Here is a 22,562-nt window from a genome sequence, read left to right on the forward strand (position 1 = left end):
TCGGACATCTGTGGTATTTGGGGCAGGTGAGTCTGCAGAGAGGGAAGTGGGTGGAGATCGGCGAGGGACGTGCGTACTCGTTCCGCGGCGGGTGCAACACTGGGAGGCGTGTTGAGAATCGGCCTCACTGGAGGCATAGGAGCCGGTAAGTCCACCGTGTCGAAGGTCCTCGCCGAACTCGGGGCCGTGATCGTCGACGCCGATCTGATCGCGAGGGAGGTCGTCGAACCCGGAACGCCCGGCCTCGCGGCTCTCGTCGATCGGTTCGGCGAGGAGATCCTGACGGAGGACGGCGCGCTCGACCGGCCCGCTCTGGCTGCCCGCGCCTTCGCCGACGACGAATCGCGGCTCGCGCTGAATGCGATCGTCCACCCGCTCGTCGGGGCGCGCACCACCGAGACCATTGAATCGGCGCCAACGGACGCGATCCTCGTTCAGGACATTCCGTTGCTGGTCGAGGGCGGAATGGGCGCCGCGTTCCACCTGGTCGTCGTCGTGTTCGTCGATGCGGAGGAGCGGGTGCAGCGGCTCGTCGGATCGCGGGGGATGCCCGAGACCGATGCGCGGGCGCGGATCGCAGCCCAGGCCGACGACGATCAGCGGCGGGCGGCGGCCGACGTCTGGCTCGACAACAGCGGCGCCCCGGGCGCGCTCGAGCCGGACATCCGGGCACTGTGGTCGGAGCGTCTCGTGCCCTTCGAGTCCAACATCCGCACGCGGACCGTCGTGCGTGTCCTGCCCGAACTCGCCCCGCCGAATCCGCAGTGGCAGGCGCAGGCGCACCGGCTGATCGCTCGACTGACACTGGTGTGCGGCGACCGCGCCATCCGGATCGACCACATCGGGTCGACGGCCGTCGAGGGATTGCCCGCCAAGGACGTCATCGACGTCCAGGTGACCGTCGCGAACCTCGAGATCGCGGACGACCTCGCCGAATCACTCGCCGACGCCGGGCTCCCCCGCATCGAGCACATCACCGCCGATGACCCGAAGCCGTCGTACCAGGGCGGGGAGACCGACCCGGCGCTGTGGGGCAAGCGAATCCACGGCGGTGCCGACCCGGGACGGCCCGTCAACGTCCACGTTCGGGTCGACGGGTGGCCCGGGCAGCAGTTCGCGCTCGTGTTCCGCGACTGGCTCCGCGCCGACACCGACGCCCGCACCGAGTACCTCGCGGTCAAGGAAGGTGCGGCGGAAAAGGCGGCCGGCCACACGGACTACCGGGACGCGATCACCACCTATGTCGACGCGAAGTCTCCGTGGTTCGACCGCGCCTATCACCGGGCGTGGGAATGGGCCGAGCGGACCGGCTGGAGCGTGTAGGTCACCGCCAGTCGATCGGCATGTCGATCGAGGCCAGCCAGCGGCCGAGGTCGTGGCCGTGCGCGGCGATCCCGTCGATCGCCGTGGTGGCGGTGAGGATCGCCCGCTCGACGTTCGGTGTATCGAGCAGTCCGGTGCTGTGCGCCTCCATCAGTTCGTCGACGTCGAGGAGTTCGGTGTCGCGGCCGGTGCGGACGACCAGGTCCAGGTAGTGGTCCTCCGACTTCCACACGTCGTCACCCCGGGTGAAGGTGCCGATGTCGACGTAATGGTCCTGATCGCGCTGGTGGTAGGGGTGGTAGTGGAAGATCGACGCGCGCAGACCGAGGTCGGGGAGCAGCCACGACTCCAGGTAGTGGAACTGCCGGTGGTCGGAGGTGCGCGCCATATACAGCCCCCACGGTTCGACGCGGTAGTGATCGACGTGGCGGACGAAACCCTTGGGGTCGGTGTTGGTGTGATCCCGTAGGTCGAAGTACTCGACCTTCGGTGGGTGGATGTCGTGACTCGCGCCTGCCATGGTGGGGAACCTACCGGGTTTTTCAGCTGACGGAGATCGTCGGGGAGTTTGTCGGTACCTGCGCCTACCCTGGTTGCATGGCGTTTGCATCCGAGCACCCCGTGGTGGCACATTCCGAGTTCCGTCCCATCGGGGAGATCGAGCGGTCGGAAACGCGGTTCGAGGTCGTCAGCGACCACAAGCCGGCCGGTGACCAGCCCACCGCGATCGCCGATCTGGAACGCCGCATCAACGCCGGCGAGAAGGACGTGGTCCTGCTCGGCGCCACCGGTACGGGTAAGTCCGCGACCACGGCGTGGCTGATCGAGAAGGTGCAGCGGCCCACCCTGGTGATGGCGCCCAACAAGACGCTCGCCGCGCAGTTGGCCAACGAACTGCGCGACATGCTGCCCAACAACTCCGTCGAGTACTTCGTCTCGTACTACGACTACTACCAGCCCGAGGCGTACATCGCGCAGACCGACACCTACATCGAGAAGGACTCGTCGATCAACGACGACGTCGAGCGACTGCGCCACTCCGCGACGTCGAGCCTGCTGTCGCGCCGGGACGTGGTCGTGGTGGCGTCCGTGTCGTGCATCTACGGCCTCGGCACTCCGCAGTCGTACCTCGACCGGTCGGTGCAGCTCGAGGTCGGTGTGGAGGTTCCGCGCGACGCTCTGCTGCGGCTGCTGGTCGACGTGCAGTACACCCGCAACGATCTGGCGTTCACCCGTGGATCCTTCCGGGTGCGCGGCGACACCGTCGAGATCATTCCCTCGTACGAGGAGCTGGCGGTCCGGATCGAGTTCTTCGGCGACGAGATCGAGGCGCTGTATTACCTGCACCCCCTCACCGGGGATGTGGTGCGGAAGGTCGACTCGGTGCGCATCTTCCCGGCCACGCACTACGTCGCGGGTCCCGAGCGGATGGAACGTGCCGTCAAGGACATCGAAGCCGAACTCGAGGAGCGGCTCGCCGACCTCGAGAACAAGGGCAAGCTGCTCGAGGCGCAGCGGCTGCGGATGCGCACCCAGTACGACCTCGAGATGATCAAGCAGGTCGGGTTCTGCTCCGGCATCGAGAACTACTCGCGTCACATCGACGGTCGTGGTCCGGGCACGGCGCCCGCAACGCTGATCGACTACTTCCCGGAGGACTTCCTCCTCGTCATCGACGAGTCCCACGTGACTGTCCCGCAGATCGGCGCGATGTACGAGGGCGACATGTCGCGCAAGCGGAACCTCGTCGAATTCGGGTTCCGGTTGCCGTCCGCCACCGACAACCGCCCGCTGACCTGGGAGGAGTTTACCCAGCGCATCGGGCAGACGGTGTACTTGTCGGCCACACCAGGCAAGTACGAGCTGGGACAGGCAGGCGGGGAGTTCGTCGAGCAGGTCATCCGCCCCACCGGTCTCGTCGACCCCCAGGTGGTCGTCAAACCGACCAAGGGGCAGATCGACGATCTCGTGCACGAGATCCGCGAACGTGCCGACCGGGACGAGCGCGTCCTCGTCACCACGTTGACGAAGAAGATGTCGGAAGACCTCACCGACTACCTCCTCGAGCTCGGTATCCGTGTGCGATATCTGCACTCGGACATCGACACCCTGCGACGGGTCGAGCTGCTCCGGCAGCTCCGGCTGGGGGAGTACGACGTTCTGGTGGGTATCAACCTGCTGCGTGAGGGACTCGACCTTCCCGAGGTGTCGTTGGTCGCCATCCTCGACGCCGACAAGGAGGGGTTCCTCCGGAGCTCGACCAGCCTCATACAGACGATCGGCCGTGCGGCTCGAAACGTCTCCGGCCAGGTTCACATGTACGCCGACAAGATCACCGACTCGATGCAGCACGCGATCGAGGAGACCGAGCGGCGGCGTGAGAAGCAGATCGCCTACAACGAGAAGATGGGCGTCGATCCGCAGCCGCTGCGGAAGAAGATCGCAGACATCCTCGACCAGGTCTACGAGGAAGCCGAGGACACGGCGAGCGGAGTCGACGTCGGCGGTTCCGGACGCAACGCCACCCGCGGGCGCCGCGCGCAGGGCGAGGCCGGTCGCTCGGTCAGCGCCGGGGTGTACGAGGGCCGCGACACGAAGTCGATGCCCAGGGCGGAGTTGGCGGACCTGGTCAAGGAATTGACCGATCAGATGATGAACGCAGCCCGTGATCTGCAGTTCGAACTCGCCGGGCGACTGCGCGACGAGATCGCCGATCTGAAGAAGGAGCTGCGCGGCATGGACGCCGCAGGCCTGAAATAGCGGCGGCGCCGAGGCAGTACGGTCTGAAGCATGGATGCACACAACGCAGGTCGTACCGCCCGGTCCTTGGAGTTGCTTCATTCGCTCAGCTATTTCGTTCCCGAGGTCGAGGATCGTCTGGTCGAGGCGGGTCTCGAACCGGGTCGGATGGGCTACTTCGCGGGCCGCTCCGCGCCGATGGGCGCAGTCGGTGCGGGCGTCGTCACTGCGACCTTCTTCAACTTCAGTCCCGCCGTGATCGAGTCGGTCATTCCGCGCGCCTGGGGTCTGGCTACGCCCGCGGCAGTCGTCGAGGCGCGGTACCGGGCGGTCGGGGAGGCGTATGTGCGACTTCTCGGCGAATCGGTGACGAATTCACCGGAGATGGCCGAGGCCGCCGAACTCGCGTCGATCGCGGCCCGCGGGATCCCGGGTGTCGAGGGCAGGCCGCTCTGTGCGGGGTACACGGAGGTGGAGTGGCCGGACGCACCGCACCTCGCTTTCTGGCATGCCCTGACAGTGCTGCGGGAGTACCGCGGCGACGGTCACGTCGCCGCCCTGCAGACGGCGGCACTGAGCGGACTCGAATCGCTGATCACGCACACCGCGACGGGGCTCGGCTTCCAGAAGAAGTTCGCGATGACCCGCCGCGCCTGGACCCAGGACCAGTGGGACTCGGCATGCGAGAGTCTGCGTGACCGCGAGATCCTGGACGCCCGGGGCGAACTCACCGCCGACGGGAAGGAACTGCGGGTACTGGTCGAGGATCTCACCGACGATCTCGCGCTGGCTCCGTGGGCAGCGCTGGGGGAGGACGGGGCGGCCCGGCTCGTCGAACTCGCGACCCCGTGGCGTGACGCGATCGTGGCGGCGGGGGTGTTCCCGGCCGGCGTGTTCGGGCCCAAGGTCGGCGCGTCACGCTGACGCTGATCACAGCCCGGGCGCATCCGGAATGTGATCCGTCATGCACTGGGGATATCCCCTGTGGCATGTGTTGCAAATACACCTATGCGGGCACCGATACAGCTAGGGTCAGCGCAGTGGCTGCTGGGTCCAGACATGCGTATGTCCGGACCCCGGCCAATTGACCACCGCAGACATGGAGGAATGAATGAGCGCCTACCGGACCGTTGTCGTCGGAACCGATGGCTCCGAGTCGTCGTTTCTGGCCGTCGAGAAGGCTGCTGCCATCGCGGGGGACGCGGGCGCCAAGCTGATCATCGCCTGTGCGTACTACCCGGCCGATCCGAAGGACGTCGGGCAGGCCGCCGACGCGCTCGGTGACGAGGCCTACCAGATCACCGGTTCGGCCCCGACGTACGAGATCCTCCGCACCGCGAAAGAGCGCGCCCACGCCGTCGGCGCGAAGGATGTTGTGGAACGCGCTGTCGTCGGTGCCCCCGTCGAGTCGCTGCTGAACCTGGTCGACGAGGTCGAGGCCGGTCTTCTGGTGATCGGCAACCGCGGACTCAACACCCTCACCGGGCGGCTCCTCGGCTCCGTTCCGTCGGATGCCGCACGCAAGTCGACGTCCGACGTCCTGATCGTCCACACGGTGCGCTGACACCGAGGCGGATCAGCAGTAATTCGCCTCGGCGGCATCGAGATAGACCTGCGCCACCTGTTCGGTGGTGAGGCCGATATTCGACGTCGCCGAGGCGTACTGCGCCATCGGGGTCAGATGCGCGACGATCGTGGCTTCGTCGGTCCCCTCGGACAGCTGACCGCAGATCCCGTTGGCCAGTGCCATGACCGTGTCGTCGGGCAGCGCCGGTATGCCGGCCCCGATCAGCGACTCCTTGTAGCGCAGGCCACGGGCGTCGAGGTGTGTTGCGGCCGTAGTGGGCGCAACCGAGGCCGTCGACGGCGGGTCGGAGGCGGTGGCCTCCGAACACGCGGTCAGCACGATAGTGGTGAGGACGAGCCCACACCCGATCAGCCGACCGCGACCGCCCGGTGTCACGATAGGATCCCGACCTCGGCCGGACCGAGTTCGGACAGCACCGCGGGCAACGCCTTCGTGTGCACCACACCGAGTCGTTGCGTCGCGCGGGTCAGTGCGACGTAGAGGTCGTTCATTCCCCGCGGCGACTCGTCGAGAATGTCCTGTGGCTCGGCGATGAGCACCGAGTCGAACTCCAACCCCTTGACGTCCCGCACCGTCAGGACGCTGACGGAGTCCGACCTCAGATCGGCCAGCGCGGCGACGAGGTCGTGGCCCCCGATCACGACAGTCGTGCCCGGTCCGGTCTCCCGGGACACACAGGTGCGCACGGTGTCTGCGAGTTCGGTCTCGGACACCTGCAGTGCCCACGGTGCGAAACCGGATTCGCGCACCGACCGCGGCACGGTCTGTTCGGTGTCGATCTCGGCGAGAACTCGACGTGCCGACGTCATGATCTCCGCCGGAGTGCGGTAGTTGACGGTCAGTTCCGTGAGCTTCCACCGTGCGGCCACGTACGGCTCGAGGATCCGTTGCCACGACGACGTTCCCGCCGGGTCGCCGGTCTGCGCCGTGTCGCCGACGAGCGTCATCCAGCGATTCGGTATGCGCCGCATCAGCATTCGCCAGGCCATCTCCGAGAGTTCTTGCGCCTCGTCGACGATCACGTGGCCGTAGGTCCAGGTTCGGTCGCCCGCTGCGCGCTCCGCGGTGGTCTGGTGCTGCCCCACGTCGTGGCGTTCGGCCAGCTGACTGGCGTCGATCAGGTCGTAGGCCATCAGTATTTCCGGGTCCAGCTCGTCCTCGAGATCCTGTGGCGCCGAACCGGTCAGGATGTCCAGAGCACCCTGGGCATCCGCGATCTGCGCTCGCCACTGGCGGCGGGCGCGCTCCCGTTCGGCGGCGTCGTCGACGCCGAGCAGCTCCGCCAACTCGTCGAGGAGTGGCGCGTCGGCGGCACCGAAGCCGCGCATGACGGGGCGTCGCAGCGACTCACGTTGCGCTTCGGTCAAATTCGGCGCGGCGTCGGCCAGTCGCTTCGGCGATGCGTACAGCTCGGCGAGGACCTGCTGCGGCGAAAGTTCCGGCCACAGCGCGCTGATCGCCGTCATGATCTCCGGGTCTTGACGCATCTCGTCCCGCATGTCGGCGATGTCGTCGCGGCTCAGCAGGTTCCCGCCGTCGACGACGTTGGCGCCCAGTGTGTCCGCGAGTTGCTGGGCGAGTGCCTCGATGACCGACGAGACGAAGATGGGCCGCGCCAGGTTGTGCGGGCGCCGTGACGACCTCGCCCGGCCACGAGCGCGGGTGACGACCTTGCGGTCGAGGGAGATCCGGTAGGTGTCGAACGTCAGCTCCACGGGACGCGACGGCACTTCCTGTCGATCCCGGACGGCCTTCTTGAGAACGTCCAACATGTCGAGCGAGCCCTTGATCTCGCCGGCGTCGAGGCTGTCCTCGACGGTGGCGCGGACACCGGGGTAGAGGTCGCCGATGGTCGAGAGCAGCACACCGGTCTCGCCGAGCGACGGCAGCACCTGGCCGATGTAGTCGAGGAACGTGGCGTTCGGGCCGATGATGAGGACACCGGCCTTCGCGAGCTGCTGACGGTAGGTGTACAGCAGGTAGGCGGCGCGGTGCAGAGCGACCGCCGTCTTACCGGTACCGGGTCCACCCTGGACCACCAGCACACTCTTGTGGTCCGACCGGATGATCGCGTCCTGCTCACCCTGGATCGTCTCGACGATGTCGTTCATCTGACCCGTGCGGGCCGCGTTGAGCGCCGCGAGCAGCGCACTCTCACCCGCGACGCCGTCCGAGCCGGTGACCGTGCCCGCAGCTTCCGCCGCCGCCAGATCCAGATACTCGTCGTTGACGGCCGTCACCCGGCGGCTCCGCGTCCGGATGTGCCGTCGACGGGACACGCCGTCGGGGGCGGCGGGGGTGGCCAGGTAGAACGGGCGGGCAAGGGGCGCACGCCAATCGAGGAGCATCGTCTCGTAGTCGTTCTCCTCGTCGAGGATGCCGAGTCGGCCGATGTAGCGGTGCTCGCCGTCGAGATCGATGCGCCCGAAGCACAGTCCGTTCTCGGCGGCGTCGTACTTGGCGAGGTCTTCGGTGTAGAGCTGGTTGAACGACTCCCGCTCGCTGCGGGCCTGCGGGGTCCCGCCGGTTTCGAGCAGTACGCGGCTCAGCCGGTTCGCCGCGTACTGGCGAAGGCCGTCCAGTCGGGTGTAGAGCATCGTCACGTACTGCTGCTCGAGCTCGCGCTCGTCGCGTGACGTGTCCTCGTCGGGCAAGAGGTCTCCTTGACTGGTTCGGCTGCAACCGGATCGGCTGCAAAAGTGCCTGGACAGTCTAGTCGGCCCCGGAGACGGCCCGCTGACATTGCAGGTCAGGGGTGATCTCCGGGGCCGATCAGATCGAATATCCGGCGCCGGGCGGCGCCGCGCCGCGGGTCAGTGGGACAGTTCGTGCCGCTTCGCTCGGGCCTTCTCGAGCGCGGTCTCCGCCTGTTTGCGGGCCCGCTTGCTCAGCACTTCACCGCGTTCCGCGGCGGTGCCGGCCCATTCGCCGCCCTTCTCACGGGCGACCTCGGCCAATTCCGGGCCGCGCTCCTTCGCGACGTCGACGAGTTCGGCGCCGCGCTCCTTCGCCAGTTCGACGAGTTCGGCGCCGCGCTCCTTGGCGACCTCGGCCCACTCGGAGCCGTGTTCCTTCGCGACGTCCGCCCACTCGGGGCCGCGATCTGCGGCGACCTTCGCGAGTTCGGCGCCGCGGTCTTTCGCGACCTCGAGGAGACCGGAGCCGCGCTCGGCGGCCTCACCGGAGAGAATGCGTGCACGCTCCGACGCCGCAGCCAATGCCTCCCCGAACTCGGGGCCGTGATGGTCGTGACCCGATCCGAGCGGCAGAGCCGCGGCCACGGCCTCCTGTGCGTGCCGTGCGGCGCGGCGTCCACGCCAACCGAGGGACGGCTTGCCCTCGGTGTCGACGGCGGCGATCAGCAGTCCGCCGAGCAGGCCGACATTCTTGAGGAACTGAGTGCGCTGTGCCGCCTTCTTGGCGGGGTCGGTCTCGTTCCAGAAGTCGTGCCCCACAACGGTAGTGGGCACGAGACTGCCGGCCAGCGCGAGCGACGCGAGCCGTGGCGCCTTCCCGGTCGCGAGGAGCACGCCGCCGCCGATCTGCACGGCGGCGTTGATCTTGACCAACGTCTCCGGGTCGGACGGGATCTTCTGCGTGACGGACTCGGGAAGCGTCTCGGTGGACTTGTCGATCAGTGGTGCGGCGGCCTGTGCTCTCTGCGCCGGATTTCGAAGTGCATCGATCCCTCCGCTGATGAAGACTGCGGACAGCAGTGGGCGAGCGATACGACGGACAAGCATTCCTGGCCTCCCAATCTCGAGTTCTCCCGTCTCACACTAACGAGAGTTCTGGGCAGCCGTCGGCGTACGACTGTGTTGCCGAACCGACGGGCTGCCCATTCACCAGTACCCAGGTAGGCCGATCGCCAATCGCGGACCGTTCGGTGCGCAATCGCGATCGGGTGCGGTCACCAGCCGCGCTCGCGCCACTCCCCGAGGTGGGGGCGCTCGGCGCCGAGGGTGGTGTCGTCACCGTGGCCGGGGTAGACGACCGTGTCGTCGCCGTAACGGTCGAAGAGCTTGGTTTCGACGTCGGTGAGCAGTGATGCGAACTTGCCGGCGTCGGCGGTCTTGCCCACGCCGCCGGGGAAGAGGGAGTCGCCGGTGAAGAGGTGGATACGTCCGCCGCCGGACTCGGTGAGCGCGAGTGCGACGGAGCCGGGTGTGTGGCCGGCGAGATGGATCACGTCGAGGGTGACGTCGCCGACGGTGACCGTGTCACCGTCTTCGAGGAGACGGTCGGGCCGGACGGGCAGTGCGTCGGCGTCGAGTGGATGGGCGGCGGTGTCCACGCGGGTGGCGGCCGCGACGTCCTCGAGCGCCAGCCAATGGTCGCCGTGCTGGTGCGTGGTGACGATCAGCTCGAGGGACGGAGCGTGTTCGCCGATCAGTTGGTTGACGCGGTCCGCCTCGTTGGCGGCGTCGATGAGGACGGATTTTCCGGTTGTGGAACAGACGACCAGGTACACGTTGTTGTCCATGGGGCCGACGGACATCTTCGTGATCGTGGCTCCCGGAACCGTTCGGCGCTGCGGCGCCGAACCGGGGGAGACGTGGCCGGTGTACGAGTCTTCTATCACCATGGGCTGCTCGGTCATGATGGGGAGGCTACCGTCGAATACAGGCAGGTGAGTGGCAGGGCGGCCATCCGTCCCACAGAACGTGTCGGTGCCCCGGCTTACCATGGCACGGCCAGAGGGCTCAGCGTTCATGCGCGCCCTCGGCTGTCGGACAATGAAGGGACTTGGAGTGGCGGATCGCCTTATCGTGCGGGGTGCCCGTGAGCACAATCTGCGAGGGGTCGATCTCGATCTGCCCCGCGACAGCCTGATCGTGTTCACCGGGCTGTCGGGCTCGGGCAAGTCGAGTCTGGCGTTCGACACGATCTTCGCCGAGGGCCAGCGCCGCTACGTCGAGTCGCTGTCGGCGTACGCCCGCCAGTTCCTCGGTCAGATGGACAAGCCCGACGTCGACTTCATCGAAGGTCTGTCGCCGGCGGTGTCCATCGACCAGAAGTCGACCAACCGCAACCCGCGGTCGACGGTCGGCACGATCACGGAAGTCTACGACTACCTCCGTCTGCTGTACGCCCGGGCGGGCACCGCCCACTGCCCGGTGTGTGGCGAGCAGATCGCGCGGCAGACGCCCCAGCAGATCGTCGACCAGGTCCTCGACATGGAGGAAGGCACCCGCTTCCAGGTGCTCGCTCCCGTCGTGCGCACCCGCAAGGGTGAATTCGTCGACCTGTTCGACCAGCTCAACATGCAGGGCTACTCGCGTGTGCGGGTCGACGGCGTGGTGCATCCCCTCTCCGATCCGCCCAAGCTCAAAAAGCAGGAGAAGCACGACATCGAGGTCGTCGTCGACCGCCTCACCGTCAAGGCCGGTTCCAAGCAGCGGCTCACGGACTCCGTCGAGACCGCGCTGCGGTTGGCGGAGGGCATCGTCGTCCTCGATTTCGTCGACCGCGAAGAGAACGCCGCAGACCGGGAACGCCGATTCTCGGAGAAGCTGGCGTGCCCGAACGGCCACGCTCTCTCCATCGACGACCTCGAACCCCGGTCGTTCTCGTTCAACTCCCCGTACGGCGCCTGCCCCGAGTGCACCGGTCTCGGAATCCGCAAGGAGGTCGACCCCGACCTCGTGGTCCCCGACCCCGAGCTGTCCCTCGAGGACGGAGCCATCGCACCGTGGTCGATGGGGCAGAGTTCCGAATACTTCGGCCGCCTGCTGTCCGGGCTCGGCGACATTCTCGGCTTCGACATGAAGACGCCGTGGAACAAGCTGCCCGCGAAGGCGCGCCGGGCGATCCTCGAGGGCAGCGAGGAACAGGTCCACGTCCGGTACAAGAACCGGTACGGGCGTACCCGTTCCTACTATGCCGAGTTCGAGGGCGTCATGCCGTTCCTGCACCGCCGCCTCGAGCAGACCGAGTCGGACCAGATGAAGGAACGCTACGACGGCTACATGCGCGACACCCCCTGTCCCGCGTGTGGTGGTGCGCGTCTGCGTCCCGAGATCCTGTCGGTCACGATCGCGAACGAGAAGTTCGGCATGAAGTCGATCGCCGAGGTCTGCGAACTGTCGATCTCCGATTGCGCCGACTTCCTGAACAGCCTCACGCTGGGCAGCCGCGAGGAGGCCATCGCCGGTCAGGTGCTCAAGGAGGTCCAGGCACGTCTCGGCTTCCTCCTCGACGTCGGCCTCGAATACCTGTCGCTCGCTCGCGCCGCCGGGACCCTGTCCGGTGGTGAGGCGCAGCGTATCCGCCTCGCCACCCAGATCGGCTCGGGTCTGGTGGGGGTCCTGTACGTGCTCGACGAGCCGTCGATCGGTCTGCACCAGCGCGACAACCGGCGTCTCATCGAGACCCTGACGCGCCTGCGCGATCTCGGGAACACGCTCATCGTGGTCGAACACGACGAAGACACCATCCGCACGTCCGACTGGGTGGTCGACATCGGACCGCTCGCCGGCGAGCACGGAGGCAAGGTCGTCCACAGCGGGCCGTACGAGGAACTGCTCGACTGCGAGGAATCCCTCACCGGCGCCTACCTGTCGGGCCGCAGTCACATCGAGATTCCCGCCATCCGCCGGCCGGTCGATCGCAAACGGCAGGTCACCGTCATCGGTGCGCGCGAACACAACCTCGGGGGCATCGACGTCAGCTTCCCGCTGGGCGTGCTCACGTCGGTCACCGGCGTGTCCGGGTCCGGTAAGTCGACGCTCGTCAACGACATCCTCGCGACGGTGATGGCGAACAAGCTCAACGGCGCCCGCCAGGTGCCGGGCCGGCACACCCGCATCAACGGGCTCGACCAACTGGACAAGCTCGTGCAGGTCGACCAGTCACCGATCGGCCGCACCCCGCGTTCCAACGCGGCTACCTACACCGGGGTGTTCGACAAGATCCGCACCCTGTTCGCCGCCACCACGGAATCGAAGGTGCGCGGCTACCAGCCGGGCCGGTTCTCGTTCAACGTCAAAGGCGGCCGATGCGAGGCTTGCTCCGGCGACGGCACGTTGAAGATCGAGATGAACTTCCTACCCGACGTGTACGTGCCGTGCGAGGTGTGCCACGGGGCCCGGTACAACCGCGAGACTCTCGAGGTCCACTACAAGGGCAAGACCATCGCCGAGGTCCTGGACATGCCGATCGAGGAGGCCGCGGAGTTCTTCGAGCCCATCACCTCCATCCACCGCTACCTCAAGACCCTGGTCGAGGTCGGTCTCGGTTACGTACGGCTCGGTCAGCCGGCACCCACGCTGTCCGGCGGTGAGGCCCAGCGCGTGAAGCTTGCCGCCGAACTGCAGAAGCGTTCGACGGGCCGCACGGTGTACATCCTCGACGAGCCCACGACGGGTCTCCACTTCGAGGACATCCGGAAGCTGCTCGGGGTCGTCAACGGCTTGGTCGACAAGGGCAACACGGTGATCGTGATCGAGCACAACCTCGACGTGATCAAGACCTCCGACTGGGTGGTCGACATGGGCCCGGAGGGCGGGTCCGGCGGCGGAACCGTCGTCGCGCAAGGCACGCCGGAGGAGGTGGCGCAGGTTCCGGAGAGCTACACGGGTCGTTTCCTCGAAAACGTCCTCGAGGTGCCGACGCCTCCCGCCGCGGCGAAGTCGAAGGCGGCCAAGTCGTCGTCGACACGGAAGTCCGCTTCGGCGAAGAAGACTGTCGCGGCCGCCACGGCGACACCGCGTAAGCGGGCGCCGAAGAAGGCCGCAGCAGTCAGCTGAGTTCGGTCAGTTCCTCGCGGCCGCGTCGATCGCGGTCGCGAGGTCCGCGGGCCGCGACCACATCGGCCAGTGGCCGGTCGGCAGATCGACGTAGTCGACCTTCGCGATCTGCGCGAGTTCGGCGGCCATCGGATGACCCGCGCCTGCCATCTGCTGGATGACCTCCGACGGAAAGCTGGTGCAGATCACCGTGGTCGGCACGTCCAGACGGCTGCTGTCGACGAGTTCGAGCCTGTCCCTCGCGGGACCGGCTGGTTCGGGCACTGCGCGGCTGCGAAACATGTCGAGCAAGACGTCGTCGAGTCCGTCGAGACTGCTGCCTTCGGCTTCGAGTTCGGACCACGACGGAAGCGGGATCTCGGTGACCGAAGCATCGAGATCCTCCCGCAGCGCGGCGCCGTTCTGCAGTGGTCCCGAGTCGACGTAGACGATGCGGGCCAGTCGGTCGGGAATCCGATCGCTCGCCGCGTACGCCACCGGTCCCGCACCGCTGTGTGCCACGAGCACAACCCGCTCAGACGACGGTGTGGTCGCGACGACGTCCGCGATCGCGGAGATGTGATCGTCCAGTCGGATGCCGACGCGGTCGCTGTCCTCGGAGTCGAGTCCGGGCAGGGTCACCGCGGTGACGTGGTGTCCTCGCCGGACCAGGTCGGAAGCCACTGCCTCCCAAGCCCATGCGCCGAGCCAGAATCCGGGAGCCAGGATGATGTGAATGCCTGTGCTGTCGTGTGCTTCGCTTGTCTGGGTCATGAGACAAGAGTGAACCCGTATCGGTGACATGTGCGTGTCACCGTATGTGTCACAGTCGCATAACGGAATCGGTTGGCGAGATTCGGGACATTGCCGCGGTCGTTCGGCAGACTGCCCTCATGGACCGTCCCGCCCGCCTCCACGCCCTGACGGAAGAACTGCGCCGCGCGGGCGCCCGGGGCCGGACCGCGGAGCAGTTGGCGGCACAGTTCGGGGTGACCACCCGCACGATCAAGCGGGACATCGCCGTGCTGCAGTCCTCGGGCGCCCCGATCTGGGCCACTGCCGGCCCGGGCGGGGGATACGGGATCATCGGGAACGGCACGTTGCCGCCGGTGAATTTCACTCCCGCTCAAGCGGTCTCGGTGGCATTGGTCCTCACGGCGTTTCGCGATGCGCCGTTCGCGACCGACGGCCGCGCCGCGCTGGCCAAGCTGCTCGACGTGATGGATGCAGAGTCGAGGGTGCGGGTGGAGCGACTCGGCGCGAAGGTGTGGATCCGGCGGGACGCCGACACGGCGAGCGCGGAACCACGCATCCGCCGCGTCGTCGAAGACGGATTGCAGCGCGAACTGATGGTGTCGCTCCGATATGTGGACCGGGACGGTGAGCGCACCGAACGCGTCGTCGAACCGCACCTTCTCGCTCACACCAGGGGATCGTGGTTCCTCGTCGCGTGGTGCCTGAGCCGGGCGGGTGTGCGGTGGTTCCGGCTGGACCGGGTGTCCGACGCCACCCTCACCGGCCGGTCGTTCGTCCCGCGCGATGCGAGCCTCTTCGGTGAACCGCCGGCCGACGCGCGCACCGTGTTCGAACGGTGAGATTCGATCAGAGCGCGGGCGGCGGCCACGGATCGGTTCAGCAGTGAGACGAGAACCGACTCGTCGACATCGGCGAGCTTCTTGACGTAGAGGCAGCCCTTGCCGAGGGTGTGCTTGCCGAGAGCGGCGAGTTCGGCCTCGAACTCGGTGAAGTCGAGCGAGAGGTACAGGGTCAGTGCTGCGGCTCGGGGCGAGAAGCCGATCAGTGCGGTGTCGCCCTCGTGACCGCTGGCATACCGGTAGTGGCGGGAGCCGAACCCGACGATGCTGGTGCCCCACATCGCGGCGCGCTCTCCGCTCGCGGCGGTGAGCAGTTCCACCAGCCGTGCGCTGTCGGCGCGCTTGACCGGGTCGGCGATCGTGGCGAGGAACTCGTCGACGCCGGCCGGCGTCTGCGCGGTCTTGTTTCGGCTCGCCATGTCAGTACACGGGGCCGGTGTACTTCTCGCCCGGACCCTTGCCCGGCTCGTCCGGGTGCGAGGACGCTTCGCGGAACGCGCGCTGCAGTGCCTGGAGGCCTTCGCGGATCGGTCCCGCGTGCGGTCCGAGGTACTCGATGGACGCGGTCACCAGGCCGGCGAGGGCGGTGATGACCCGCCGGGCCTCGTCGAGGTCGCGGTGGGGGCTGGAGTCGGGGTCGGCGTCGGACAGGCCGAGCTTCTCGGCTGCCGAACTCATGAGCATGACCGCGGCGCGGCTGATGACCTCGACCGAAGGGACGTCGGCCAGTTCCCGGACGTCGGTATTCTGGTCACCGTCGTTCGGGGTGCCGTCGTTCGGGGTGTCATCGATGTTGTCCGTCATGCCTTAGAGGATTCCACCAGTGCCCCGTGGCGCAACGTCCCGGTATCGATTAGCTCGGGACGTGCGCAAATGTTACTCTTGACGCAACGACCGCCTTCGGATTTGTCGGGGGCAGCAAGTGGAGTCCGACTCCCACCTCTGCGCGGCAGGTAAAACTGCAGTTCAGTGGTCCGGTCGCTCGATCCGAGGCTGCTCGGTTCGAGTTCCTCGAGTGTGAGGAGATGAGGGATCGGCGTGAGCCGTGAGTTCGTCTGATCGGTCGACATCGGGCCCCGCATGGTGAGAGTCATTCACCGCAGCGGGGCTTTTTTGTTGGGAATCCGGGCGTACGGGCTGCTGGCGGTCTCGAGACAAGACCGTTCAACCTAGGAGGCCCCATCAGCACTGAGACCCGCATCAACGATCGCATCCGAGTTCCCGAGGTCCGCCTCGTCGGACCCGGAGGTGAACAGGTTGGCATCGTGCGTGTTGAAGATGCACTCCGCTTGGCCCTCGAGGCCGATCTCGACCTGGTCGAGGTGGCCCCCGACGCTCGCCCGCCGGTCTGCAAGATCATGGACTACGGCAAGTTCAAGTACGAGGCCGCGCAGAAGGCGCGTGAGTCGCGCAAGAACCAGCAGCTCACGGTCATCAAGGAGCAGAAGCTCCGCCCCAAGATCGACGATCACGACTACGAGACGAAGAAGCGCAACGTCGTGCGCTTCCTCGAAGCCGGATCCAAGGTCAAGGTCACGATCATGTTCCGCGGACGTGAGCAGTCGCGTCCGGAACTCGGATTCCGGCTGCTGCAGCGTCTCGGTGCAGACGTCGCGGACCTCGGGTTCGTGGAGACGTCCGCCAAGCAGGACGGTCGAAACATGACGATGGTGCTCGCTCCGCACAAGGGCGCGAAGACCCGTGTGAAGGCGCAGGAAAGCGCCGCTGCGCCGCCGGCGCAGCGGGCAGTTCCCGCGCCGGCCGAACCGGCACAGGCTCCGGCGGCACCTGCGGAGCAGGCGGGCGGCAGTGCGCCCGGCGAAGCGCCGACCAGCTAGTCCGACTACACCAGCACGACCCGGATCACGGTCCGGATACAGAGAACTGAGGACTCCATGCCCAAGTCGAAGACCCACAGCGGCACCGCGAAGCGATTCAAGGTGTCCGGCAGCGGAAAGATCCTGCGCCAGAAGGCCGGTCGCCGCCACCTGCTCGAGCACAAGGCCACGAAGGTGACCCGTCGCCTCGATGGCGTGGCTGTCGTCAGCAAGGCTGACACTCCTCGCATCAAGCGCCTGCTCGACATCTGAGTCGACACCCCTTTTACTGACCACCCGGGGCAGCTCACCGCCCCAAGATTGACAGGATTTTTCAGTGGCACGCGTAAAGAGGGCGGTAAACGCCCAGAAGAAGCGTCGTTCGATTCTCGAAGCCTCCAGCGGCTACCGCGGTCAGCGCTCGCGCCTGTACCGCAAGGCGAAGGAACAGCAGCTCCACTCGCTGACCTACGCCTACCGTGACCGCCGTGCGCGCAAGGGCGACTTCCGCAAGCTGTGGATCACGCGTATCAACGCTGCGGCGCGGGCGAACGACATCACGTACAACCGCCTGATCCAGGGTCTGCGTCTGGCCGAGATCGAGGTCGACCGCAAGAACCTCGCCGAGCTGGCCGTTTCCGACGCGGCGGCATTCGCCGGCCTCGTGGCCCTCGCCAAGGCGGCGCTTCCGGCCGACGTGAACGCTCCGGCCGGAGAAGCAGCCTGAGTCTCGCAGCACCCCGGCCTTCAGAGCCTCGGAAACGACCCGTGGACCCGCTCACCGAGCGCACTCCACGGGTCGTTTCTGCTGTCAAGCTGCTGCGCACCGCGGAACGCCGCAAGGTCGGGCGGTTCCTGGTGGAAGGCGAGAATTCCGTCGGTGAGGCACTCGACACCCGCCCCGTGCACGACCTCTTCTACACCGAGGACGCGGAGCAGCGGTACTCGAGGCTGATCGACCGGGCACACACTGCGGGCGTCCGTACGTCGCTGGTGACGGACCGGGCGGTCCGAGCGCTCAGCGACACGGTGACCCCACCGGGTCTCGTCGCGGTGTGCGACCTCCTCGATGTTCCGCTGGCGGAGGCGATAGGCCCCGGAACTCGTCTGCTCGCGGTTCCGGTCGCGGTCGCGGAGCCCGGTAACGCGGGCACCGTCATCCGAGTCGCGGACGCGGTGGGCGCGGACGCGGCGATTCTCGCGGGCGACAGCGTCGACCCGCACAACGGCAAATGCGTCCGGGCGTCCGCCGGAAGCCTCTTCCACCTCCCGGTGGTGCGTGAACGGGACATCGCGGCGGTCCTCGACAGCATCAGCGCGGCGGGAATCCAATTGCTCGCCACGGCGGCCGACGGCGAAGTAGATCTGGACGACGCCGACGAACTGCTGGCCCGCCCCACGGCGTGGCTGTTCGGCAACGAGGCCCACGGCCTCGACGCAGCCACCTCGGGGCGAGCCGATCACCGAGTGCGGATTCCGATCCACGGTCGAGCCGAGAGCCTCAACCTGGCGACGGCGGCGTCGATCTGCCTGTATTCGAGCGCACGGGTCCAGAACCGCAAGCGAACCGACAGCTGAACCGGCGAAAATCGGATCGCATAGGATTTGACGGCGAGCTGTTTCGGTTTCGTCGAGAGTGTTGACTGAAAGAACTTAAGGAGTGGCACCGGTCGTGGCTAAAAAAGAGGGCGCTGCCTCCACGGGGGTCGAAGGCGGCGCGGTCGATGCGAGTGCGCTCACCGAAGACGCCCTGACTGCGGCAGCGGAGAGCGCCGAGAAGGCGTTCGCGTCGGCGGCGGATCTCGACGACCTGGCGAAGGCCAAGGTCGAGCACATGGGTGACAAGTCGCCGATCGCCCTCGCTCGCCGCGGACTCGGAGCCCTCCCGGGCAAGGAGAAGGCCGACGCAGGCAAGCGCGTGAACGTCGCCCGCACCCGGATCAGTGCGGCGTTCGACGAGCGCCGCGCCGTCCTGCTCGCCGAACGCGACGCGGCCGTACTCGTGGCCGAGGCCATCGACGTGACGCTGCCGTCGCAGCGTCAGCCGGCGGGTGCCCGCCACCCGATCAGCATCATCTCCGAGCAGGTCGAGGACGTGTTCGTCGCGATGGGCTGGGAGGTCGCCGAGGGCCCGGAGGTGGAGACCGAGCACTTCAACTTCGATGCTCTCAACTTCCTGCCCGATCACCCCGCCCGGACGATGCAGGACACGTTCCACATCGCACCGGAGGGCTCGCGCCAGGTGCTCCGCACGCACACGTCGCCGGTACAGGTGCGCACCATGCTCGCGCGCGAGGTGCCGATCTACGTGGTGTGCCCCGGGCGGACGTTCCGCACCGACGAACTCGATGCGACCCACACCCCGGTCTTCTCTCAGGTGGAGGGACTCGCCGTCGACAAGGGCCTCACCATGGCCCACCTGCGTGGCACGCTCGACGCGTTCGCCCGCGCACTGTTCGGTCCCGAGACCCGTACCCGGATGCGACCGAACTACTTCCCGTTCACGGAACCGTCCGCCGAAGTGGACGTCTGGTTCCCGAACAAGAAGGGCGGCGCAGGCTGGGTCGAGTGGGGCGGCTGCGGAATGGTCAATCCGAATGTGCTGCGCGCCTCCGGAATCGACCCCGACGTGTACACCGGGTTCGCGTTCGGCATGGGGCTCGAGCGCACACTCCAGTTCCGGAACGGGATCCCGGACATGCGCGACATCGTCGAGGGCGACGTGCGATTCACGCTGCCCTTCGGTGTCCAGGGCTGACCCTGCGTCACCCGAATCCCGCCCACCACAGTCACGACATCTTCACGAACGAGAGAGCTGAGCAGACGTGCGAGTAGCGCAATCCTGGCTGACCGAGATCCTGCAGCGTGCCACCCCGGACTGGGACGTCACCGCCGAGGAACTCGACGCAGGTTTCGTCCGGGTCGGGCTCGAGGTCGAGGAAGTCGACCGGCTCGAGCCCGTCGACGGCCCCCTCGTGGTCGGCAAGGTTCTCGAGATCGCCGAGCTCACCGAGTTCAAGAAGCCGATCCGCTTCTGCAAGGTGGATGTGGGGGCGGCCGAGCCGCAGGGCATCGTGTGCGGTGCCCGGAACTTCGCCGAAGGCGACCTCGTGGTGGTCGCACTGCCGGGTGCAGTCCTTCCCGGTGGTTTCGCCATCGCGTCCCGCAAGACGTACGGGCAGGTCTCCGACGGGATGATCTGCTCGGTGGCCGAACTCGGCATCGGCAAGGACCACTCGGGCATCCTCGTCCTCGAGCCGGGCACCGCGCTCCCCGGCGCGGACGCCAACGAGTTGATGGGCCTGCACGACACGGTCATCGAACTCAACATCACCCCGGACCGCGGCTACTGCTTCTCCGTCCGCGGGCTCACCCGCGAACTGGCGTGTGGGTTCGACCTGGACTTCGCCGACCCGGCGTCGGTGGCGCCGTACCCGGCGGAGGGAGAGGCGTGGCCGATCCGCGTCGAGCCGGCGTCGAAGGCGACGCGTTTCGCCGCCCGCCGGGTGACGGGTATCGATCCGAAGGCGGTCAGCCCGTGGTGGCTGCAGCGTCGGTTGCTGCTGTCGGGGGTCCGCCCGATCTCGCCGGCCGTCGACGTCACCAATTACGTTCTGCTCGAACTGGGCCAGCCGTTGCACGCGTTCGATGCCGCGAAGATCAGCGGTGAACTCGTCGTGCGCCGCGCGGTGGCGGGGGAGACGCTGACGACTCTCGACGAGACCGAGCGCGCCCTCGACCCCGAGGACGTCGTGATCGCCGACGATTCGGGCGTCGTGTCGCTGGCCGGGATCATGGGTGGCGCGTCCACCGAGGTCGGGTCGGAAACCACCGACATCCTGCTCGAGGCGGCCACGTGGGATCCGCTCGCGGTGTTCAAGACCGCGCGCAGGCACAAGCTGTCGAGTGAGGCAGGCAAGCGTTTCGAGCGCGTCGTCGACCCCGAGATCCCCGTCGCGGCACTCGACCGGGCGGCCGCGCTGCTCGTCGACATCGCCGGCGGGCGGGTCGAGCCGGCGCTCACCGACATCGGTGAGGTCACCCCGCACGAGCCCATCCACATGGACATCGACCTCCCCGACCGGGTTGCGGGGGTCGACTACCCCAACGGCACCGCTGCGCGCCGGCTTACACAGATCGGCTGCAACGTCGAGGTCGGGGTCAGCGACAGCGGGCACGGTCAGCTCGTCGCCGGCCCGCCGTCGTGGCGGCCCGATCTGGTGCAGCCCGCCGACCTGGTGGAGGAGGTGCTGCGCCTCGAGGGGCTCGAGAAGATTCCGTCGGTGCTGCCCGCTGCCCCCGCGGGTCGTGGGTTGACTCCTGCGCAGCGCCGCAAGCGCGCCGTCGGCCGTGCCCTGGCATTCTCGGGATACGTCGAGATCCTTCCCCCCGTCTTCCTGCCCACCGCGATCTTCGACACGTGGGGGCTGGACCCCGAGGATCCGCGCAGGAATACCAGCACGGTGCTCAACCCGCTCGAATCGGATCGGCCGGAACTGGCCACCACGTTGCTGCCCGGACTTCTCGAGGTCCTCGCCCGCAACGTCTCCCGCGGTCAACGCGACCTGTCGCTGTTCGGCATAGCGCAGGTCGTGCTGCCCGGCGCCGACACCAAGCCGGTCGAGGCGCTGCCGGTGGACAGGCGGCCGACCGACGAACAGATCACGGCACTGCTGCAGTCGTTGCCGGACCAGCCGGTGCACGTGGCGGCGGTGCTGACGGGGCAGCGTGAGCCGAGCGGTCCGTGGGGTGCGGGCCGCGCAGCCGACGCCACCGACGCGTTCGCCGCCGCCCGGGCGGTCGCCGCCGCGGCCGGTGTCGAGGTGGAGTTCCGCGCGACGCAGTACTTGCCGTGGCACCCGGGCCGCGGCGCGGAGCTGCTCGTGGACGGTGTCGTCGTCGGACACGCGGGCGAGTTGCACCCCGCCGTGCTCGAGCGTGCCGGACTTCCCCCGCGGACGAGTGCCGCGGAGATCGATCTGGACGCCCTGCCGCTGGTGGAGAATCTGCCCGCGCCGAAGGTCTCGCCCTTTCCCGCGGTCCTTCAGGACGTGGCGGTCGTGGTCGACACCGCGGTGCCCGCCGGCGAGGTCCAGGCGGCCCTGCGGTCGGGTGGAGGAGAGCTCCTCGAGGACATCCGGCTGTTCGACGTGTTCGAAGGTGAGCAGGTCGGGGAGGGCCGGAAGTCGCTGGCCTTCGCGCTGCGATTCCGCGGCCCCGACCGCACCCTGACCGAGGACGAGGCGAGCGCCGCCCGCGACGCCGCCGTGGCTGCGGCGTCCGCCGCCGTAGGTGCCGAACTGCGCAGCTGACCCGTAGCCTGGGTGGAGGGGCCCGAGGCGGTGAGGAGCAGTGCGATGACCGAAGTGCGCGACGTCGTGGCGGCGGCGAGTCAGTTGACCGACGCCGAGTTCGTCGAGGTCGTGCGTGCGGTGGCCGCGGGTCGTCCGGGCCTCGGGGCGCTCCTCGCGGCGGTGGACGTCGGTGCGGCGATTCCGGCCGAGGATCCGGTGACCGCGGAGGTCGTGCCCCACATCGCGCCCGGTGTGCCCGAGCCGGACTACACGCCGGCTGGTGTCCCGACGTTCGACCGCGTGCGTGAGCGGATCGAGGGACGGTTCGGGACGGCGATGGGCTCCTCCGAACTCGCGCACGACAGCCCGTCGGGGCAGTCGCTGGACGAGGCGTGGGAGAAGCGGGAGAAGGCGGGAAAGGCCAAACTCGACGAGATTCGGCGGTCGCTCGGCAAGCAGTGACCACGGATTCCGTCCCG

Annotated in this window: 20 protein-coding genes and 1 pseudogene; 13 read left to right on the forward strand and 8 right to left on the reverse strand. The window is 67.7% G+C overall.

What is annotated here, in order from left to right:
* Window positions 1-108 precede the first annotated feature (108 nt).
* Window positions 109-1,323 (forward strand): dephospho-CoA kinase, encoded by a 1,215-nt coding sequence (coaE, locus tag ACFWAY_RS23960; RefSeq protein WP_378512399.1) that lies wholly within the window; start codon window positions 109-111, stop codon window positions 1,321-1,323.
* Between the two features lies 1 nt (window position 1,324).
* On the opposite strand, the gene ACFWAY_RS23965 is transcribed toward coaE, so the two are convergent.
* Window positions 1,325-1,843 (reverse strand): DUF402 domain-containing protein, encoded by a 519-nt coding sequence (locus ACFWAY_RS23965; RefSeq protein WP_378512400.1) that lies wholly within the window; start codon window positions 1,841-1,843, stop codon window positions 1,325-1,327.
* Window positions 1,844-1,920: 77 nt separating this feature from the next.
* On the opposite strand from ACFWAY_RS23965, the gene uvrB reads away from it, so the two are divergent.
* The 3 genes from uvrB (at window position 1,921) to ACFWAY_RS23980 (ending at window position 5,626) form a co-directional block, all read left to right on the forward strand.
* Window positions 1,921-4,083: an excinuclease ABC subunit UvrB gene (gene uvrB, locus ACFWAY_RS23970; RefSeq protein ID WP_378452468.1), complete on the forward strand. Its 2,163-nt coding sequence runs from the start codon at window positions 1,921-1,923 to the stop codon at window positions 4,081-4,083.
* Between the two features lie 30 nt (window positions 4,084-4,113).
* Entirely contained in the window at window positions 4,114-4,986 is an 873-nt protein-coding gene (locus ACFWAY_RS23975) for a hypothetical protein (RefSeq protein ID WP_378452467.1), read from the forward strand.
* Window positions 4,987-5,173: 187 nt separating this feature from the next.
* Entirely contained in the window at window positions 5,174-5,626 is a 453-nt protein-coding gene (locus tag ACFWAY_RS23980; RefSeq protein ID WP_378452466.1) for a universal stress protein, read from the forward strand.
* A gap of 12 nt (window positions 5,627-5,638) precedes the next feature.
* Here the strand turns inward: ACFWAY_RS23980 and ACFWAY_RS23985 are convergent, their stop codons facing one another.
* From ACFWAY_RS23985 to ACFWAY_RS24000, 4 genes are all read right to left on the reverse strand, one after another.
* The gene (locus ACFWAY_RS23985; protein ID WP_378452465.1) at window positions 5,639-6,025 is read right to left on the reverse strand and encodes a DUF732 domain-containing protein; all 387 of its coding nucleotides are present in this window, start codon (window positions 6,023-6,025) and stop codon (window positions 5,639-5,641) included.
* On the reverse strand, window positions 6,022-8,304 hold the full coding sequence (locus ACFWAY_RS23990; RefSeq protein WP_378452464.1) for a HelD family protein: 2,283 nt from the start codon (window positions 8,302-8,304) through the stop codon (window positions 6,022-6,024). The genes ACFWAY_RS23985 and ACFWAY_RS23990 overlap by 4 nt, the downstream gene beginning before the upstream one ends.
* 159 nt (window positions 8,305-8,463) lie before the next feature.
* Complete coding sequence (locus tag ACFWAY_RS23995; protein ID WP_378452463.1) at window positions 8,464-9,393, reverse strand: DoxX family membrane protein; 930 nt, start codon at window positions 9,391-9,393, stop codon at window positions 8,464-8,466.
* Between the two features lie 167 nt (window positions 9,394-9,560).
* Window positions 9,561-10,250, reverse strand: coding sequence for an MBL fold metallo-hydrolase (locus ACFWAY_RS24000; RefSeq protein WP_378452462.1), 690 nt, complete (start codon window positions 10,248-10,250; stop codon window positions 9,561-9,563).
* A gap of 151 nt (window positions 10,251-10,401) precedes the next feature.
* On the opposite strand from ACFWAY_RS24000, the gene uvrA reads away from it, so the two are divergent.
* Window positions 10,402-13,398, forward strand: coding sequence for an excinuclease ABC subunit UvrA (uvrA, locus tag ACFWAY_RS24005; RefSeq protein WP_378452461.1), 2,997 nt, complete (start codon window positions 10,402-10,404; stop codon window positions 13,396-13,398).
* A gap of 6 nt (window positions 13,399-13,404) precedes the next feature.
* Here the strand turns inward: uvrA and ACFWAY_RS24010 are convergent, their stop codons facing one another.
* Window positions 13,405-14,151: an alpha/beta fold hydrolase gene (locus ACFWAY_RS24010; protein WP_378452460.1), complete on the reverse strand. Its 747-nt coding sequence runs from the start codon at window positions 14,149-14,151 to the stop codon at window positions 13,405-13,407.
* A gap of 119 nt (window positions 14,152-14,270) precedes the next feature.
* On the opposite strand from ACFWAY_RS24010, the gene ACFWAY_RS24015 reads away from it, so the two are divergent.
* The gene (locus ACFWAY_RS24015; RefSeq protein WP_378512401.1) at window positions 14,271-14,972 is read left to right on the forward strand and encodes a helix-turn-helix transcriptional regulator; all 702 of its coding nucleotides are present in this window, start codon (window positions 14,271-14,273) and stop codon (window positions 14,970-14,972) included.
* Between the two features lie 41 nt (window positions 14,973-15,013).
* Here ACFWAY_RS24015 and ACFWAY_RS24020 read toward each other — a convergent pair.
* Window positions 15,014-15,391, reverse strand: a pseudogene (locus ACFWAY_RS24020) (DUF1801 domain-containing protein); the annotation flags it as partial.
* Window position 15,392: 1 nt separating this feature from the next.
* Window positions 15,393-15,776, reverse strand: coding sequence for a DUF1844 domain-containing protein (locus ACFWAY_RS24025; protein ID WP_378452458.1), 384 nt, complete (start codon window positions 15,774-15,776; stop codon window positions 15,393-15,395).
* Window positions 15,777-16,153: 377 nt separating this feature from the next.
* On the opposite strand from ACFWAY_RS24025, the gene infC reads away from it, so the two are divergent.
* From infC to ACFWAY_RS24060, 7 genes are all read left to right on the forward strand, one after another.
* Complete coding sequence (infC, locus tag ACFWAY_RS24030; RefSeq protein WP_378452593.1) at window positions 16,154-16,810, forward strand: translation initiation factor IF-3; 657 nt, start codon at window positions 16,154-16,156, stop codon at window positions 16,808-16,810.
* Window positions 16,811-16,867: 57 nt separating this feature from the next.
* Complete coding sequence (gene rpmI / locus ACFWAY_RS24035; RefSeq protein ID WP_005247390.1) at window positions 16,868-17,062, forward strand: 50S ribosomal protein L35; 195 nt, start codon at window positions 16,868-16,870, stop codon at window positions 17,060-17,062.
* Window positions 17,063-17,126: 64 nt separating this feature from the next.
* Window positions 17,127-17,516 carry a 50S ribosomal protein L20 gene (rplT, locus tag ACFWAY_RS24040; RefSeq protein WP_005247385.1) on the forward strand — a complete coding sequence of 130 codons (390 nt, stop codon included), beginning with the start codon at window positions 17,127-17,129 and terminating at the stop codon, window positions 17,514-17,516.
* A gap of 41 nt (window positions 17,517-17,557) precedes the next feature.
* The gene (locus ACFWAY_RS24045; protein ID WP_378512402.1) at window positions 17,558-18,367 is read left to right on the forward strand and encodes a TrmH family RNA methyltransferase; all 810 of its coding nucleotides are present in this window, start codon (window positions 17,558-17,560) and stop codon (window positions 18,365-18,367) included.
* Window positions 18,368-18,461: 94 nt separating this feature from the next.
* Complete coding sequence (pheS, locus tag ACFWAY_RS24050) at window positions 18,462-19,547, forward strand: phenylalanine--tRNA ligase subunit alpha (protein WP_378452456.1); 1,086 nt, start codon at window positions 18,462-18,464, stop codon at window positions 19,545-19,547.
* A gap of 67 nt (window positions 19,548-19,614) precedes the next feature.
* Entirely contained in the window at window positions 19,615-22,101 is a 2,487-nt protein-coding gene (gene pheT, locus ACFWAY_RS24055; RefSeq protein WP_378512403.1) for a phenylalanine--tRNA ligase subunit beta, read from the forward strand.
* Window positions 22,102-22,146: 45 nt separating this feature from the next.
* On the forward strand, window positions 22,147-22,545 hold the full coding sequence (locus tag ACFWAY_RS24060; RefSeq protein WP_378452454.1) for a hypothetical protein: 399 nt from the start codon (window positions 22,147-22,149) through the stop codon (window positions 22,543-22,545).
* Window positions 22,546-22,562 lie beyond the last annotated feature (17 nt).

Source organism: Rhodococcus sp. NPDC059968, assembly GCF_042738615.1.
GTDB lineage: Bacteria > Actinomycetota > Actinomycetes > Mycobacteriales > Mycobacteriaceae > Rhodococcus_F.